The sequence below is a fragment of the Geomonas diazotrophica genome (assembly GCF_019063885.1).
GTDB lineage: Bacteria > Desulfobacterota > Desulfuromonadia > Geobacterales > Geobacteraceae > Geomonas > Geomonas diazotrophica.
The window spans coordinates 2,663,596-2,681,320 of the sequence record NZ_CP077684.1 but is presented as its reverse complement, the minus strand read 5'-3'; the positions used below and the strand labels follow the sequence as shown (position 1 = coordinate 2,681,320).

Annotated in this window: 14 protein-coding genes; all 14 read left to right on the top strand. The window is 60.5% G+C overall.

The window, feature by feature from the left end; translation table 11 throughout:
• Position 1: 1 nt before the first annotated feature.
• Positions 2-1,102 carry a DegT/DnrJ/EryC1/StrS family aminotransferase gene (locus KP003_RS11670; RefSeq protein ID WP_302467694.1) on the top strand — a complete coding sequence of 367 codons (1,101 nt, stop codon included), beginning with the start codon at positions 2-4 and terminating at the stop codon, positions 1,100-1,102.
• Between the two features lie 27 nt (positions 1,103-1,129).
• A complete protein-coding gene (locus tag KP003_RS11665) occupies positions 1,130-2,113 on the top strand; it encodes an NAD-dependent epimerase/dehydratase family protein (protein WP_216497744.1) in 984 nt (327 codons plus the stop codon).
• On the top strand, positions 2,100-3,251 hold the full coding sequence (locus tag KP003_RS11660; protein WP_216497743.1) for a DegT/DnrJ/EryC1/StrS family aminotransferase: 1,152 nt from the start codon (positions 2,100-2,102) through the stop codon (positions 3,249-3,251). Before KP003_RS11665 ends, KP003_RS11660 begins: the two co-directional genes overlap by 14 nt.
• 1 nt (position 3,252) lies before the next feature.
• Positions 3,253-5,130 carry an asparagine synthase (glutamine-hydrolyzing) gene (gene asnB / locus KP003_RS11655; RefSeq protein ID WP_216497742.1) on the top strand — a complete coding sequence of 626 codons (1,878 nt, stop codon included), beginning with the start codon at positions 3,253-3,255 and terminating at the stop codon, positions 5,128-5,130.
• Positions 5,127-6,104: a class I SAM-dependent methyltransferase gene (locus tag KP003_RS11650; protein WP_216497741.1), complete on the top strand. Its 978-nt coding sequence runs from the start codon at positions 5,127-5,129 to the stop codon at positions 6,102-6,104. Before asnB ends, KP003_RS11650 begins: the two co-directional genes overlap by 4 nt.
• Before the next feature lie 11 nt (positions 6,105-6,115).
• Complete coding sequence (locus KP003_RS11645; RefSeq protein WP_216497740.1) at positions 6,116-7,456, top strand: hypothetical protein; 1,341 nt, start codon at positions 6,116-6,118, stop codon at positions 7,454-7,456.
• Between the two features lies 1 nt (position 7,457).
• Positions 7,458-8,489, top strand: a complete 1,032-nt coding sequence (locus KP003_RS11640) for a methionyl-tRNA formyltransferase (RefSeq protein WP_216788430.1) — start codon at positions 7,458-7,460, stop codon at positions 8,487-8,489.
• Position 8,490: 1 nt separating this feature from the next.
• On the top strand, positions 8,491-9,087 hold the full coding sequence (locus KP003_RS11635; RefSeq protein ID WP_216788428.1) for an acyltransferase: 597 nt from the start codon (positions 8,491-8,493) through the stop codon (positions 9,085-9,087).
• Between the two features lie 15 nt (positions 9,088-9,102).
• Positions 9,103-10,278, top strand: coding sequence for an N-acetyl sugar amidotransferase (locus tag KP003_RS11630; RefSeq protein ID WP_216497737.1), 1,176 nt, complete (start codon positions 9,103-9,105; stop codon positions 10,276-10,278).
• Positions 10,275-10,880: an imidazole glycerol phosphate synthase subunit HisH gene (gene hisH, locus KP003_RS11625; RefSeq protein ID WP_216497736.1), complete on the top strand. Its 606-nt coding sequence runs from the start codon at positions 10,275-10,277 to the stop codon at positions 10,878-10,880. The genes KP003_RS11630 and hisH overlap by 4 nt, the downstream gene beginning before the upstream one ends.
• Positions 10,880-11,641: an AglZ/HisF2 family acetamidino modification protein gene (locus tag KP003_RS11620; protein WP_216497735.1), complete on the top strand. Its 762-nt coding sequence runs from the start codon at positions 10,880-10,882 to the stop codon at positions 11,639-11,641. The genes hisH and KP003_RS11620 overlap by 1 nt, the downstream gene beginning before the upstream one ends.
• A 720-nt stretch (positions 11,642-12,361) precedes the next feature.
• A complete protein-coding gene (locus KP003_RS11615; RefSeq protein WP_217299627.1) occupies positions 12,362-15,115 on the top strand; it encodes an SLBB domain-containing protein in 2,754 nt (917 codons plus the stop codon).
• Positions 15,116-15,144: 29 nt separating this feature from the next.
• Complete coding sequence (locus KP003_RS11610) at positions 15,145-16,320, top strand: GumC family protein (RefSeq protein WP_216497733.1); 1,176 nt, start codon at positions 15,145-15,147, stop codon at positions 16,318-16,320.
• Between the two features lie 73 nt (positions 16,321-16,393).
• The gene (locus KP003_RS11605) at positions 16,394-17,677 is read left to right on the top strand and encodes a nucleotide sugar dehydrogenase (RefSeq protein WP_217299626.1); all 1,284 of its coding nucleotides are present in this window, start codon (positions 16,394-16,396) and stop codon (positions 17,675-17,677) included.
• Positions 17,678-17,725: the final 48 nt, after the last annotated feature.

The following is a 17,725-nucleotide window of genomic DNA, read 5'->3' as shown; positions in this document are numbered from 1 at the left end:
CGTGACCAAGTTCGAATTCATCGATCTGAAGAGCCAGCAGCAGCGCATCATGCCCGAGCTGGAGCGGCGCATGAGGGAAGTCCTTGCCCACGGGCAGTACATCATGGGGCCTGAGGTGGCGGAGCTCGAGGAGAAGCTGGCCGGCTACGCGGGGACGAGGCACTGCGTCACGGTGGCGAGCGGCACCGACGCCCTCCTGGTCGCCCTGATGGCCCTGGGGATAGGGCGCGGCGACGAGGTGATCACCTCCCCATTCACCTTCATAGCCACCGGCGAAATGATCGCGCTCCTTGGCGCCACGCCGGTCTTTGTGGACATTGACCCGGCAACCTACAACATCGACCCCGCCAGGATCGAGGCGGCCATCACCCCCCGCACCAGGGCGATCCTGCCGGTGAGCCTCTACGGGCAGTGCGCCGACTTCGACGCCATCAACGAGATCGCCGCTGCACACGCCCTTCCGGTGATCGAAGACGCCTGCCAGAGCTTCGGGGCCACCTACCGCGGACGGCGCTCCTGTTCACTCTCCAGCATCGGCTGCACCAGCTTCTTCCCGTCCAAACCGCTTGGCTGCTACGGCGACGGGGGGGCCTGTTTCACCGACGACGATGACCTCGCCCTGAAGATGCGCCAGATCCGCGTGCACGGGCAGGACCGCAGGTACCACCATCCCGCCCTGGGGATCAACGGCCGCATGGACACCCTCCAGGCCGCCATCGTCCTCGCCAAGCTCGACGTCTTCGAGGACGAGGTGGCCGCGCGGGGGCGCATCGGGGCGCGCTACGGCGAGCTCCTGCAGGGATGCGTCGGCACCCCCACCCTCGCTGCCGGCAACGGCTCCGTCTACGCCCAGTACACCGTCCAGGTGGAGCGGCGGGAGGAGCTGCAAAAAGGGTTGGCCGAGGCGGGTATCCCCACCGCGGTGCACTACCCGATCCCCCTGCACCTGCAGCCCGTCTTCGCAGGGCTCGGGCTCAAAAGGGGTGACTTCCCGGTATCCGAGGCGGCCGGGGAGCGGGTGATGAGCCTCCCCATGCATCCGTACCTGACGGAGGAGCAGCTTGCTTCCATCGCGGAGCAGGTGCAGCGCCTCACCAGATAAACCGAACCCTCACCAAAAGGAAAACCGATGGCATTGAACGAGATCAAAGGAAGCAAGGTAGTGGTAATCGGCGGCGCAGGTTTCATCGGTTCCCATGTCGTAGGCGAACTGCTGAAGACCGAGGCCGGCTCCGTGGTGGTCTACGACAACTTCACCCGCGGCAAGATGTCCAATCTCGACCCGCACCTGGCCGACCCCCGCTGCACCATCTATCCGCACGGCGGTGACGTGCGCGACGTCGACCTTTTGGACGACGCCCTGAAGGGGGCCGACTACGTGGTGCATCTTGCCGCCATGTGGCTCTTGCACTGCAAGGACTTCCCGAGGACCGCCTTCCACGTAAACATCGAGGGGACCTTCAACGTCCTCGAGGCGTGCGTGCGCAGCCAGGTGAAGAAGCTGGTCTACTCCTCCTCCGCGTCGGTGTACGGCGACGCGGTCGAGGTCCCCATGACCGAGGAGCACCCCTTCAACAACCGCAACTTCTACGGCGCCACGAAGATCGCCGGCGAGGCGATGTGCCGCGCCTACCACGACCGCTACGGCCTGGACTACGTGGGGCTGCGCTACATGAACGTCTACGGCCCGCACCAGGACCAGACCGCGGTCTACACCGGCGTCATCCCGATCATGCTCAACAAGATCGACGCCAACCAGCAGCCGGTGATCAACGGCGACGGCTCCCAGGCCTACGACTTCATCGACGTGGAGGACGTCGCCCGCTGCAACGTCATGGCGCTTCTCTCCAAGGCGACCGACCGCTTCTACAACGTGGGGACCGGGGTGCAGACCTCGATCCGCGAGCTGTGCGACCTGATCCTCGAACTCAAGCAGAGCGACCTCAAGGTCGAGTACCGCCCCTACAGCGCCGACGACGCCCGGGCCCTGGTCCAGAACCGGATCGGTTGCCCGAAGAACGCGCAGGCCGACCTCGGCTTCACCTACAAGCTTTCGCTGCGCGACGGGCTCAAGAAGCTGATCGCCTGGAGGGATGTCCATGGCGCACGATAAGCGCACCATACAGATCTCGCTCCCCTGCACCGGGGAGGAGGAGTGGCAGGCCTGCCGCGGTCCGCTCGAGAGCGGCTGGCTCACCCAGGGGCCCAAGGTGGCTGCCTTCGAGAAGGGGTTCGCGGAGCGGCACCGGGTCAAGCACGCCCTCGCCACCACCTCCTGCACCACCGCACTGCACCTGGCCCTCGCCGCGCTCGGCATCGGCCCGGGCGACGAGGTCATCGTCCCCGCCTTCACCTGGATCGCCACGGCCAACGCGGTCATTTACTGCGGCGCGACCCCGGTCTTCGCCGACGTCAGGCGGGACACCTACAACATCGATGCCGAAGACGTCCAGCGTCGCCTGACCCCCCGGACCAAGGCGATCATACCGGTGCACCTGTTCGGGCTCGCCGCCGACATGGACGCCCTGCGCGCAGTGCTCCCCGAGGGGGTGCGCGTCGTGGAGGACGCCGCCTGCGCCTCCGGAGCCGCCTATCACGGAACCCCCGCCGGGGGACTGGGCGACTTCGCCGCCTTCTCCTTCCACCCGCGCAAGTCGATCACGACCGGTGAGGGGGGGATGCTCACCACCAACGACCCCGAGCTGGCGGAGATCGCCAACATGCTGAGAAACCACGGCGCGAGCCTCTCCGAGGAACAGCGCCACCTCGGGCCGCGACCTTACCTCCTGCCGGAATTCAACCTGCTCGGCTTCAACTACCGGATGACCGACCTGCAAGGTGCGGTGGGACTGGTGCAGCTTGGCAAGCTGGACGGCTTCCTCGCCGAGCGGCGCCGCTGGGCTGATTGGTACCGCGAGGAGTTGGGCAAGATCGGCTGGATCCGCCCGCCCAAGGTCCCGAAGGGGTACGAGCACGCCTGGCAGGCCTACGTCACCTACGTCGACCCGGAAACCGCGCCCTTTCCCAGGAACGAGATCATGGACCGGCTGCAGCAGCGCGGCATCGCCACCCGCCCCGGGACCCACGCCGTGCACATGCTCGGCTACTACCGCGACCGCTTCGGGCTCAAGCCTGACGACTTTCCCGGGGCGCGCGACTGCGACGCCCACACCATGGCCATCCCGCTGCACAACCGCATGTCCGACGAGGACTACGCCTACGTTGTGCAGGCGCTGAAGGAAATAGCCTGATATGTGCGGCATAGCCGGCATCCTGAACTTCGACCGGGCTCCGGTCTCCCCGGTCATCCTGCGCAGGATGACCGACGCCATAGCCCACCGCGGCCCCGACGGCGAAGGGCATTACATCGACGGGCCGCTCGGGCTTGGGCACCGCCGCCTCGCCATCATCGACCTCTCCCCGGCCGGGCAGCAGCCCATGGCCAGCGGCGATTACGTCATCAGCTACAACGGCGAGGTGTACAACTTCAGGGAGCTGAAGGTCGAGCTGGAGTCGCTCGGGCACCAGTTCCACTCCAAGACCGACACCGAGGTGGTGATCCACGCCTATCTCGCCTGGGGGGAGCGCTGCGTCGAGCGTTTCAACGGCATGTTCGCCCTCGCCATCTGGGACAAGCGCCGCCACGAGCTGTTCCTCGCCCGGGACCGCTACGGCATCAAGCCGCTTTACTACGCGCTGTCATCGAGGTGGCTCCTCTTCGGCTCGGAGCAAAAGGCCCTGCTCGCCCACCCGGAGCTCAGGCCCGCGGTGGACCGCGAGGCGCTGGTCGAGTACTTCACCTTCCAGAACATCTTCACCGACCGCACCCTGCTGCAGGGGGTAAAGCTGTTTCCCGCGGGTTGCTGGGCGAAGGTCGCGCTGGGGCGCCCGGTCGCCCAGCTCGAGCCGGTGCGCTACTGGGACTACGACTTCGGCGAGCCGGAGCATCCCTTGAGTGAGGATGAGTACCTGGAGGAGCTGAACCGGCTCTTCTGCCAGGCCGTGAACCGGCAGCTGGTCAGCGACGTCGACGTCGGCTGCTATCTGAGCGGCGGCATGGACTCCGGCTCAATCACCGCGGTAGCGGGGTCGCAGCTCCCCTACATCAGTACCTTCACCTGCGGCTTCGACCTCAGCTCCGCCTCGGGCCTCGAACTTGGCTTCGACGAGCGCAAGCGCGCCGAGCACATGTCCTACCTCTTCAAGACCGAGCACTACGAGATGGTCTTGAAGGCGGGGGACATGGAGCGCTGCCTCCCGACGCTCGCCTACCATCTGGAGGAGCCGAGGGTGGGGCAGAGTTACCCGAACTACTACGCCGCGAAGCTCGCCTCCCGCTTCGTCAAGGTGGTCCTCTCCGGCGCCGGTGGAGACGAGCTCTTCGGGGGGTACCCCTGGCGCTACTACCGCGCGGTGGTGAACGACAACTTCGAGGACTACGTCGACAAGTACTTCCGCTACTGGAAGCGGCTCATCCCGACCAAGGACGTCACCCGCGTCTTTCAACCGATATGGGACGACGTGCGCGAGGTGCAGACGCGCGACATCTTCGCAAACGTCTTCAAAAAGCACGAGCACCGGCTCTCGACGCCGGCCGACTACATCAACCACTCGCTCTACTTCGAGGCGAAGACCTTCCTGCACGGGCTCTTGGTGGTCGAGGACAAGATCAGCATGGCCCACAGCCTGGAGACCCGCGTCCCCTTCCTTGACAACGACCTGGTCGACTTCGCCCAGAGGATCCCGGTCTCGCTCAAGCTCAGAAGCCTCGACCAGGTGGTGCGCATCGACGAGAACGAGCCGGGCAAGGAGCAGAAGTACTTCCAGAAGACAAACGACGGCAAGATCATCCTGCGCAGGGCCATGGAACGCTACATCCCCGGCAGCGTGACCAACGCCGAAAAACAGGGTTTCTCGGCCCCCGACGCCTCCTGGTTCAAGGGGGAGAGCATCGACTACGTGCGCCGCAACCTCCTGGAAGGGAACCCCCTCATCTACCAGTACCTGGACCGCAAGGTGGTGCACGAACTGGTCGACGACCACCTGAGCGGCAGGCAGAACCGGCGCCTGTTCATCTGGTCGCTTTTGAACGTGGAGCAGTGGCTAAAGCAATACGCGGAGGATAAATGACAAGGGAAGAGTTCGGCAACAAACTGCAGGCGCTTGTGGGGGAGAGAGTCCTCTTCGCGCCGGGCGCCAACTTCGCCTCGCTCGCCGCGACGGCCGAGGATGCCGAGCAGTCGCAGACCAACGACGCCTTCTCGGACAAGTGGGGGCGCTACGACCAAAGCGACGAGAAGCAGAGGCTCTACGAGATGCAGAAGAAGTGGTACCTCGACCTCTACGGCTTCTCCGGCGAGGAGGAGCTCGCCTCCTTTTTGCAGGGACGCAGCGTGATCTTCGACGCCGGCTGCGGCCTGGGGTACAAGGCGGCCTGGTTCGCCGAGCTCGCGCCGCAGGCGCTCGTAATCGGGATCGATTTCTCCGACGCGGCGCGGCAGGCGGCGCACAACTACCGCCACCTCCCCAACCTGTTCTTCATCCGCGGCGACATAGCCGCGACCCCCTTTCCCGACGGCTCGGTCGACTACGTGAGCTGCGACCAGGTGATCATGCACACTCAGAACCCGGACCTCACCTTCGCCGAGCTGACCAGGGTCACCAGGAAGGGGGGAGGGGAGTTCGCCTGCTACTTCTACCGCAAGAAGGCGCTGCCGCGCGAGCTTCTGGACGATCACTTCCGCCTGCGCTGCAAGGAGATGGAGTCGCGTGAGCTGTGGGAGATGTCGGAGCAGTTGACCGAGCTGGGGAAAAGGCTCTCCGAGTTGAAGGTCAGCTTCGACGCCCCCGACATCCCGGCACTGGGCATCAAGGGTGGGCGCTACGACATCCAGCGCTTTTTGTACTGGAACTTCATCAAGTGCTTCTGGAGCGAGGACCTCGGGCCCGAGACCTCGGTGGTCACCAACTACGACTGGTACAGCCCGAGCAACGCCAGGCGCTACGGCAAGGAGGAGGTCCTGGCACTCGTCGAGCGGCAGGGGCTGTCCACCAGGCACTTCCACGAGGAAGAGGCCTGCTACAGCGGCAGGTTCACCCGGTAACGAGGAAAGAGATGGTTACGAATCGGCAAAAGGCCAGTTTCACGCTGCGTGAATACGAGAAGCTTTTGAAGCACACTTCCCGCAACTACCGGTGCGTCGGCTTCGAGGTCCTGGACGATCCTGATTCTTTACCCGAACGATTTGCCATCATCCGTCATGATATTGACATTTCGCCCAAAGCCGCTCTGGATCTGGCCAGAATCGAGGCGGAAAACAACATCCGCGCGACCTACACGATTCTTCTGACTGGCGAGTTCTACAGTCCGTTCGAACAAGGCACGCGGAAGGTCCTGCAGGAGATAGCAGGTCTGGGGCACGACGTCGGCCTTCATTTCGATGCCGCCTGGCACAAGATCAGCAGCGAGGCTGAACTGGAGGGGGCAATCCGATTCGAACTGGAGATTCTCAACCGGCTTCTCGGGTTCGAAAAGACCTCTGGCGACGTCAAGATGTTCTCCTTCCACAACACGACGCCTTTCACGATGGCCTGCAGGCAGACGTCGTACGCGGGACTTAGAAATGCCTATGCCGGCATACTCCAGAGCCAGGTGAGTTACACATCTGACTCCAACGGTTACTGGATCCACCGCAGCTGGGAGGAGCTTCTGAGTGAAGCCCCCCTGAGAATACAGGTTTTGACCCATCCCGAGTGGTGGAACGACCGTGACGGCGAGCCTGCCGAAAAGGTCTGTCAGCACCTTGACCTGCGCAGCAAACGTGCGTGGGAAAGCTACTGCATCTCCTTGAGAACGGGAGGGCGATGCAACAAGTCGGGGCTCGATGAGGCCAGCAGCTGCCTTCCCTTGTTGATCCCGCGGGAGGGGGAGCAAATTCTCAGGCTCTGGCTGGACGGCCGCCGGGAGCCTGCGTTTCTTGGTCTCTACCGCTGCTTTGAGCGGCTGACCAAGACGATGGTGAGCCGGTACCTGCAGCGTATGGCAGCACCCGCTCGTGAGGTCGCGGCGTTGTTGTCCGACCACAAGCTGCAGTTGGACCCGGTCGCCGCTTTGGCACTGCTGACGAGCCAACCGGTGTCCAGGCTGCTTGGTTTCTCCGGCTCCACCTATCGGGCGATCACGAACGCCCGCAACTCGTTGATTCATGGGTTTCCCGTCCGTACGGTGAACCTGCCGAGGCATTTCAACGCCCTGTGTGTGGCCATGGTCAATGTGGCGAAATGGTCGAAAGCGATTCCCAAGGGCGGCAACTCCCCGGCCTCGAAAACCCCTGCATCGGACGTCGGCGCCCTTTCCGCATGGCTGACCGCCGGTGCGGAAAGACTGGGACTTGGGGCGGAAGAAGTTGCTGCGTTTCTTGGTCGCCATAGGGAAATCTTTCCGGAGGGGGACTGATATGCCGTTTGAAGATTGCCCGAAACTTCTCATCCTTTGCACGGCTCGCACCGGGCTTGACGCGGTCGCCGAGCTTCTGAGACGCGGCATACCGGTCAAGGCCATCGTAGGTGTTCACCCTGACAGCGCCGACCCGGTAAAGATGAGCGGCTGGATCGACATAGCATCGTTCGCCGAACGCTGGAATATCCCGTACCGCCATGTCAGGACCTACGGCCTCTCTGCGCCGGAGGACAGGAAGGTAATAGAGGAAATCGATTTCGACCTGGTTTGGGTCGCCGGATGGCAACGGCTGGTGCCTCAGTGGCTCATCGCGAGCTGTCGTTACGGAGTATTGGGAGGGCACGGCAGCCCGGACGGCATTCACGGGGGTAGGGGGCGATCGCCGCAGAATTGGGCCCTTATGCTGGGGTGCAAACGCTTCGACCTGTCCCTGTTCCAGATCACGGTGGGGATAGACGACGGGCCCATCTTGGCAACCCGCTCGTTTTTTTACGCAGACGGCGACGATATCGCGGTTTCATACTACAGGTGCGCACTTGCCATGGCTGATATGGTTGCCGGGGCGCTGGCCGACCCGTCGACGCTTCTTCGCGGAGTTCCCCAGCCGAGCGAAGGCTTCTACTACCCTCAGCGCAAGCCCGAGGACGGCTGGGTAGACTGGACCCTCCCTCAAGCCACCATCTGCTCCCACTGCCGGGCCCTCAGCAAACCCTACCCAGGTCTGAAAACCTCCCACGAAGAAAGGGTGATCACCATCTGGAATTGCCATCCATTCGATGACGTTATAGAGGCCGAAGAAGGAGTGATTAGCGCCTGTTTCGAAAGCGGCGAGTTCCTCGTCAACTGTGTTGACGGACGCCTGCTGATCAGGCAGTGGGAGGCTGATGACCCTGGCTGGAATCCGGTGCCGGGAACAAGACTTTCGGGAGTGAAATTTGCGGAGCAACTAAATACCATAGTTGCACGCCATTATGAAAAGTATCCGGAACTTAAGGTGAGCAGGCGGATTGCCCGTTTGCAGCGAGGTTGATATGAAGGGAGAACCGCACGAAGACCTGGAATTGGAGGCACTGTTGGGGGAAGGCGATTCCAGGGCGTTGGAACGCCTGTTTGAGCTTTTGGGGAAACTCTACAACAAGCGCAGGGGTGAAGTCGCCGGACGCTGGCAGCGCACGCTTCCCTTTGCAGATTATGTAGTCGACCGGTGGGACAAGGCAAGAGAGCTGGGCTTTGGCGAGGGTACCTCCATATACGACAGCGCCATCGTCCTCGGAGACGTGAAGGTTGGCGAAAAGACATGGATCGGGCCCGGTGTGATGCTGGATGGTTCCGGCGGATTGGTGGTCGGCTCATTTTGTTCGATCTCGGCAGGGGTGCAGATCTACAGTCACGACTCCGTTAAATGGGCCATCAGCGGCGGCGAATGCGGGTACGAATACGCGAAGACCGTGGTAGGAAACAACTGTTACATAGGCCCGAATGCGATAGTTGCCAAGGGCGTTACCATAGGCGACGGATGCATCATTGGGGCAAACAGCCTCGTCCTCGCAGACGTCCCTGCCGGGAGCAAGGCGTTTGGCACTCCTTGTCGTGTCGCTGGCAACTCATCCAGCTACTTGTTGAAATAGAAATAGGCGGTTGACATGATTCTGAACACCAATCTGGACGAGGCGGGCATACAGATTTGTTCCCGCTGCATTTACGATGAACGCGTCTCATCCATCAGCTTTGACGATGATGGCGTCTGCAACTATTGCCGGCAGGTGGAATCCCTCAAGGAGCAGTTTGGCACCGGCACCGCGCTGGGAAATGAGAAGTTCTCCCGCATCCTCGACGAAATCAGAAGCGCCGGCAAAGGCAAGCAATACGACTGTATCATAGGGGTAAGCGGAGGCACCGACTCATCCTACCTCGTTTACATGGCGAAAGAATGGGGACTGCGGCCGCTTGCCGTACATTACGACAACACCTGGAACTCAGCGATAGCTACCCAGAACATCCGCAAGGTACTGAGCGCGTTCGACGTGGACCTCCACACGCATGTGATCAACAACAAGGAAGGTGACGATATCTTCAAGGCGTTCTTCTACGCAGGCGTGCCGGAAATCGAGGCGTCAACCGATCTCGGGTACGCCGAAACGATGTACCGGGCTGCCGCCAAGTATGGCGTGAAGCATGTTCTGGAAGGACATTCGTTTCTTGCTGAAGGCATAACCCCTGTCGGAAAGAACTATTTTGACGGAGAGTACATCCGGTCCATACACAGGATGTACGGGCGTGTGCCGATGCAGACGTACCCGCTTATGACCTTCGAGCGTTTTTTGTGGCGAGCGTGCGTGGCCAGAATCAAGATGATCCGCCCGTTCTGGTACATCCAGTACAGCAAGGAGGAAGCCCGAGCTTTTCTGGAGAAAAAATGCGGCTGGGAGTATTACGGGGGGCACCACCTTGAGAACCGGATGACCGCTTTCTTCCACGGGATCTATGCCCCGCAGAAATTCGGTGCCGACTTCCGAAACAATTCGTTGTCCGCGTTGGTTCGAAAGGGCGCGATGTCCAGGAAGGATGCTTGGGCCGAGTACAACACTCCGCCGAAGATCGAGGACGAGTTGTTGACGTACTTCAAGAAAAGGCTCGGCCTGAGCGACGACGAGTATGAGAGGATCATGCAGCAGCCGCCAAAGTCGTGGAAGGACTATCCGACATATAAGAAACGCTTTGAAAGGCTGCGCCCGTTCTTTGCACTTTTGGTGAAGGCAAACTTGGTTGGGATGAGCTTCTATCTTAAGTATTGCTTCCCCGCGCAGGAGACAAAATGATCACCATCGTGGATTACGGCATGGGGAACCTGGGTTCCATCCGGAACATGTTCAAGCGCATCGGCGCAGCCGCCGTCATCACCGGCGACCTGGAGCAGATAGCGCGTGCCGAGAAGATCCTCCTGCCGGGGGTGGGGGCCTTCGACAACGCCATGCTGCGCATAGACGAGAGCGGCCTCAGGGAGGTGCTCGACCAAAAGGCCCTGGTTGAGCGGGTGCCGGTTCTGGGGATCTGCCTCGGCATGCAGCTTCTGACCCGCTCCAGCGAAGAGGGGAGCCGGCCGGGGCTTGGGTGGGTGGCCGCGCAGACGAAACGCTTCCCGGCGCTGCCGGGGCTCAAGGTGCCCCACATGGGGTGGAACCTGGTCGAGCTCACCCGCGACAGCGCTCTCACCGGCGGGCTCGCCGGCGAGGTCCGCTTCTACTTCGTGCACTCCTACTACGTCTGCGTCGACGACGAAAAGGACCAGATCCTCAAGGCCCATTACGGCCTCGACTTCACCGCTGCCCTGCAGCACGACAACATCTACGGCGCCCAGTTCCATCCGGAGAAGAGCCACCGGTTCGGGATGCAGCTCCTTAAGAACTTTGCGAGTCTATGATGCTGAGAACGAGAGTCATACCGGTACTTCTATTGAGAAACGAGAGCCTCGTGAAGACGGTGCGCTTCGGTAAGTTCACCTACGTCGGGGACCCCTGCAACACGGTGCGCATCTTCAACGAGCTGGAGGTGGACGAACTGCTCTTCCTCGACATAACCGCCACCCCCGACAAGAGGAGCCCGAACCTCAGGGTCCTCTCCGAGATCGCCGACGAGTGTTTCATGCCCCTTGGCTACGGCGGCGGGGTGCGCGACTTCGAGACCGCCAAGGCGATCTTCGAGATCGGCTTCGAGAAGGTGGCGCTCAACTCCTTCGCGCTGGAGCAGCCGCAGTTCGTGACCAGGCTCGCCGAGCACTTCGGGAACCAGTCCGTGGTCGCCTCGGTCGACGTGAAGAAGGACCTCCTCGGGCGCTACCGGGTGCACAGCGAGGCGGGGAAACGCAACACCGGGAGAAACCCCGTCGAGTGGGCCCAGGAACTCGAGTCGCTGGGGGCGGGGGAGATCCTGCTCACCTCCATCGACCGCGAGGGGAGCTGGGCGGGGTTCGACGTCGAACTCGTGCACGCCGTGGCCCAGGCCGTAACCGTGCCGGTGATTGCCCACGGCGGTGCCGGGAGCGTCAAGGACATCGGCACCGTGGTCAGGGAAGGGGGCGCCTCCGCCGTAGCGGTCGGCAGCATGGTGGTCTTCCAGAAGAAGGGGATGGGAGTGCTGGTGAACTTTCCCTCCCAGGAGTCCATCAGGGCGGAACTTGAATAATGATGTCAATTTTCAGTCACTCGCTCAGTCTTTGACACTCTTTCCCCTCTATCTGCATTTCACTCTTCTTTCCCTCCTCATGCTCTATGCCACTGCTACGAAAAAAATCTCTCTCTTAGTATCGTTCTATTTTTTTTCTGATACACTCTGTCTCCGTCGGTAAGTGTCTGGGAATGAGAACAAAAGGTGGAAAGTCTTTCCAGGGCGCTGGTCCGCCTGCTTGACGGTTACGATTTTTTGAGGCGTAATACATGAAAAGTGGGCATGAAAACTGCTCAGCTAGCATGTGCCAAAAAAGAGGTACAGTGTCTTTCAAGGTTTGACTGGAGATGCTTGGCTTCTGTTGTTTTTGCATTTACAATGCGCTGTGTAAGTGGTATAGACTAGAGCCTGATCATTAGTAATACCTTTTGTTTTGTTGGGTGCAGTTGTGATCGGCTCTGCCCGTCGGGCAGTCACGGTATTGTCACAAAGACTAGCCTTAGTCTTTCGGTGTAAGCTACTGTCTGATCTCCTGCTGCTGTTCCCGCCTTTCATTAAGAAAACTACCCAGTCTATAAGCGATTTGTGCAGGGCGTGATTCCTGATCTCTTTTATTTATCAGTGGGTTTTCGTTTACATTTGAAGGGATGCATGATATACGATGCACCCGGTGATTGGTAAGTTTGTGCCTTCAGATGCCCCGTTTCTCGTGATCTTCAGTTAGAGGTACAGCCAAGCATGAAAAGAATTCTGTTTCTGGTCGTAACGCTTACGCTTTTGTCCATTGCAACCGCCTTTTCCGCCACCACCTCCGAGGATCCCTCCTCCAATACGACTCCAACCGCCGCCAAAGAGGAAGGTTCCTCAGAGGTCTCTTCCGACTACTTCAGCACCCCCGATGACGCCGACGGCGATTCCTTGCGACAGGACAAAGGCGGCGATCAGTCGGGCTATCGCCGCAAGTCCACGGTGCGTGAAAGCGACTCTGATGATGAAGCCGTCGAAGCCGGTCCCGCAAAAGGGAGTCAAGAGCAGGCCGAAGACCCGAGGGAAGTAAGCGGCAAGGAAGAGCGGGAATTCTTTGATCCTTCGACGGGCAAAGAAGAGAAGCAGGTACAGGACGGCAAGTCGCGCAGGGAGCGCCAGAGCATCCGCGACGACAAGAGGGACAAAGCGCAAGGGAAGGACAAAAAAGAAAAGAAGAAGACCGCCAAGGTACCTGCCAGGAAGACGGTGCAGCCGGTGGCGGAGCCCTCGGCGCTGGAACAGGCCATGGGTGAAAACCCCGTGATCATCGACAAGTCCCGGCCGCAGCCATACGGGTGGGATCAGCTGACCCAGTTCGGCTACAACTTCTTCAAACGTGGCAAGGACACCTTTGCGGCTCAGACTGACGTTCCGGTGGGGCCCGACTACCTCGTCGGCCCGGGAGACCGTCTGATCGTTACACTCTGGGGTAGCATCAACGGTACCCACAAGCTCGAAGTGAATCGCAGCGGTGAGATCGTGCTGCCCAAAGTGGGTGCCGTCAAGGTTGCCGGGGTAAGCTACGGTGAACTCCCGGCGCTGTTGAAGGGGAGCGTTGCACGCATCTACAAGGACTTCCAGCTCAACGTGAACCTGGACAAGCTGAGGCTGATCAAGGTTTACGTGGTAGGCGAGGTCGCCTCCCCCGGCGACTACAACGTAAGTTCGCTTTCCACCGTGATCAGCGCCCTTTCAGCCGCGAAAGGGCCAACAAAGAACGGCAGCCTGCGCAACATCCAGATCAACCGCAACGGCAAGGTGGTGGAGACGGTCGATCTGTACGATTTCTTCCTCAAGGGAGACAAGGGTAAGGACATCCGGTTGCAGCCGGGGGACACCATCCTGGTCCCGGTCATCGGCCGCGTCGCCGGCATCGTCGGCAACGTCCGGCGTCCCGGCATCTACGAGCTGAAGGGGGAGAGTACTCTGAAGGACCTGTTTGCCCTCGGCGGCGGCGCCAATCCGACAGGGTACCTGCAGAGGGTGCAGTTGTACCGCGTCGAGGCGCACGACAAGAAAGTCGTCAAGGACTTCAACCTGGACCTGAGCGGCCCCGCCGCGGAACAACAGATTTCCGGCATAAAGATGCAGGACCTGGACTTGGTTAACGTCCTGCCGATTGACAGCGTGCTGCGCGGCTATGTCAGGCTCGAAGGTCACGTGCTGCGCCCAGGCGACTACGCGCTGAAGCCGGGTATGAGGGTGAGTTCGCTGTTGCAAGGCGATAACCTCCTGCCCCAGTACCACGCCGGAGCTGCGCAGATCATCCGTCTCTACCCGCCGGATATGCACCCCGAGATCGTCTATTTCGACGTTGCCGGAGCCCTCAAGGGGGATCCTAGCCAGGACGTTGAGCTAAAGGAGTTCGACCGGGTGAAGATCTTCTCCCGGGAGCAGATGGAAGAGGTGCCGGTGGTCAAGATAAGCGGCGAGGTGCAAAAGCCTGGGCAGGTCCGCTACCTTGAGAACATGACCGTGCGCGACCTGCTCATGCAGGCGGGGAACGTGAAGCTCTCCGCCTACCTGGGCAATGCCGAAATCACCAGGGTCAAGCGCGATAGCGGCTCGGTCACCTCCTACTCGATTTCCGTGAACCTCGATCAAGCCCTCAAGGGTGGCAAGGAAAACGTCAAACTGGAGCCCTTCGACGAACTGACGGTGCGCCGCATCCCGAACTGGGCAGAGGCGACCGAGCGCTACGTCACCTTGAAGGGTGAAGTCATGTTCCCCGGCACCTATCCCATTTACAAGGGAGAGCGGCTCAGTTCCGTCATCGCCCGCGCCGGCGGCTTTACCGATCTCGCTTACCTGAAAGGGGCGCGGTTCACCAGGGAAAGCGCCCGTAAGTTGCAGCAGCAGCGCATGGACGAGGCGCTCGACAAGGCGCAGGACCAGATCATCAAGCTGCAGAGCAACGTCTCACAAACGGCATCCTCCGCCGAAGAAGTCGCCAGTTCCAAGACCACCCTGGATAACCTCATGCGCAGCATCGAGATCCTGAAAACGAAGAAGGCCGAAGGGCGCGTGCTGATGGAGATCACCTCGTTACGCGACCTCAAGGGGAGCATGTACGACTTGGAGCTGCAGGGGGGCGACCAACTTACCGTCCCCAGTGATCCAGGGGGCATCAATGTGATTGGAGACGTCTACAACCAGAGCACCGTGGTAACCCAACGCGGCCGCGACATCGACTGGTACCTGCAGCAGGTCGGTGGGCCGACCGGCGATGCCGACATGGACAGCATCTATGTAGTCAAGGTGGATGGCTCGGTCATCAGCCAGGCAAACTCCTCCAAGTTCATGTTCTACAACTCCTTCTGGGGTAAGACGCTCGATTCAGGCGACACCATCATCGTGCCGCGACAATACGAGAAGACGGCGTACCTAAGGAACATGAAAGACATCGCCACAATCATCGGCAACATCGCGGTCATGGCCGGTGTGTTGGTGGCGGCAGGACTGTAATCGAGGAACTCGTGTAAAAAAAGGACGGTATGGAAGCGGATAAACAGTTAGAAGATGACGAGATAAGGGTCCTGGAACTTTTGCGTGTGGTGTTCAAGCGTAAGATGCTCATAGTAAAGATCTCTGCGCTCACTGCGGTGGCCGCAGTTTGCTACAGCCTCGCTCTCCCCAACATCTATTCGGCCACTGCCAGAGTGCTCCCCCCCCAGAAGGAGGGGGGTGGTGGCATTTCCGCACTCTTGGGGCAGGCAGGTGGCCTGGCCGGACTTGCAGCTGGCGGACTTGGCGGCGGCAGCGACCTTTACCTCGGCATCCTGCGCAGCCGCTCCGTTGCAGACGCAATCATTGGTTCCTCTGGGCTGGCTGATGGGTTCAAGGGGAAGACCATGGAGCTGGCCAGGCTGCAGCTCTCTACTTCCGTAAAGTTCCAATCCGGCAAGGATGGCATCATTACCATCACAGCCGACGACAAGGATCCTAAGCGAGCGACGCGGCTGGCCAATGCCTTCGTAGAGGAACTCGGCAAGACGACGGTACGGCTTAACCTTTCCAAGGCCGGGACGGAAAGGGCCTTCCTGGAGAAGCGCCTCGCCGTGGTGAAAAAGGATCTGAAAGCTGCCGAGGAGAGTCTGAGGGCGTACTCCCAGAGCAACAAAGTGGTACAGATGGAGGCGCAGGCGAAGGCCTCCATCGAGGGGATAGCGAAGCTCAGGGCTGAACTGGCCAGCAAAGAGGTCCAACTCGCCGTTTTAACCAGCAAACAGACCGAACAGAGCCCCGAGGTGAAGGCAGTTCAAAGTAGCATCCGCGGCCTGAAAAGCCATATCGGTGCCCTTACCGGAAACGGCGGTGACGGAGAGGCCATCCCTGCGGTAGGGAGGGTTCCCGGCGTAGGACTGGAGTACGCGCGACGGATGCGGGACCTGAAGGCGCAGGAGGCCATTTTCGAACAACTGACCAAGCAGTATGAGGTGGCCAAGCTAAACGAGGCAAAGGACGCCTCATCTCTCCAGGTACTGGATGAAGCGGTAGTCCCCACACAGAAGAGTAGACCGGCCCGCACACGCTTGGTGGTGATGATAACCGCTGTCGGTTTCTTCGCTTCGATTATGCTCGCTTTCTTGCTGGAGTACCTGGAGCACCTCCCCGAGAGTGATCGCAAAACGCTTCACGACATAAGAAGATACGCCTTTCGCTTTAAGTGAACCCGTTTTGGCACGCTGTGGACGGCTGTGCCACGTCGTGGAATATATCCATCCTACGGAGAAGAGGGAGCAGATGACCGGACGGACAGTATCAGTTGTTGGTTTAGGATATGTAGGGCTTCCGGTGGCAGTGGCATTCGGGCTTAAGAGCCCGACCATAGGGTTCGACATCAATCCGGAACGCATCCGCGAACTGCAGCAGGGGATCGACCGAACGGGAGAGGTGTCGTCCGAGCATCTGCGTGACGCCGATATCAGGTACACCGATCGGGTCGAGGTGCTTGCGAACGCCGATTTCCACATCGTCGCGGTGCCGACACCGGTGGATAGTGCCAACCGCCCCGACCTCACCCCGGTGTTTAAGGCCTCGGAAACGGTGGGACGGGCGCTCAAGAAGGGGGACATCGTGGTGTACGAGTCTACGGTATACCCTGGCGTCACTGAAGAAGAGTGCCTTCCGATCCTGGAAAGGGTGTCCGGGCTGAAAAACGGTGAGGACTTCACCGTCGGTTACTCGCCCGAGCGGATCAACCCGGGGGACAAGGAGCATACCTTCACCAGTATAAAGAAGGTTGTCTCCGGCCAAGACCCCCGCACCCTGGACATCGTGGCCAAGGTGTACGAGTCGGTAGTTACCGCCGGAGTGCACCGCGCCTCCTCGATAAAGGTGGCCGAGGCGGCCAAGGTCATAGAGAACACCCAACGCGACCTCAACATCGCCCTCATGAACGAACTCGCCGTTATCTTCGACAAGTTTGAGATCGACACCACCGACGTGCTGGAAGCTGCCGGCACCAAATGGAACTTCCTCAAGTTCAAGCCGGGCCTTGTGGGCGGACACTGCATCGGCGTGGACCCCTATTACCTAACCCATAAGGCTGAGAAAGTCGGCTACATCCCCCAGGTGATCCTCTCCGGCAGGAGGATCAATGACGGTATGGGCAAGTTCATCGCCCAGCGTACCGTCAAGGAGATGGTTCGCGCCGGACACAGCGTGCGGGACTCGCTGGTGACCGTGCTCGGGCTGACCTTCAAGGAGGACTGCCCCGATCTGCGCAACTCCAAGGTGATCGAAATCATCCGCGAACTGGAGGAGTATGGCATCACCGTGCAGGTCTGCGACCCGCTGGCCGACCCTGCCGAGGCGTTTCACGAATACGGGGTGCAACTGGTCGCCAGGGAAAAGCTGCGCCCCAGCGACGCGGTGGTTGTGGCCGTGGCGCACCAGGAATACCGCTCCATGAGTATTCCCGAGGTGAGGGGGATGATGAACGGTGCGCCGCTTCTCATCGACGTGAAGGGCATATACGACAGGCAGCAACTGGAGCAGAGCGACATCCGATTTTGGAGACTCTGATAACGCACTTTTTGCTTCCGAAACCACTTACAGAAGGGGACGGCTATT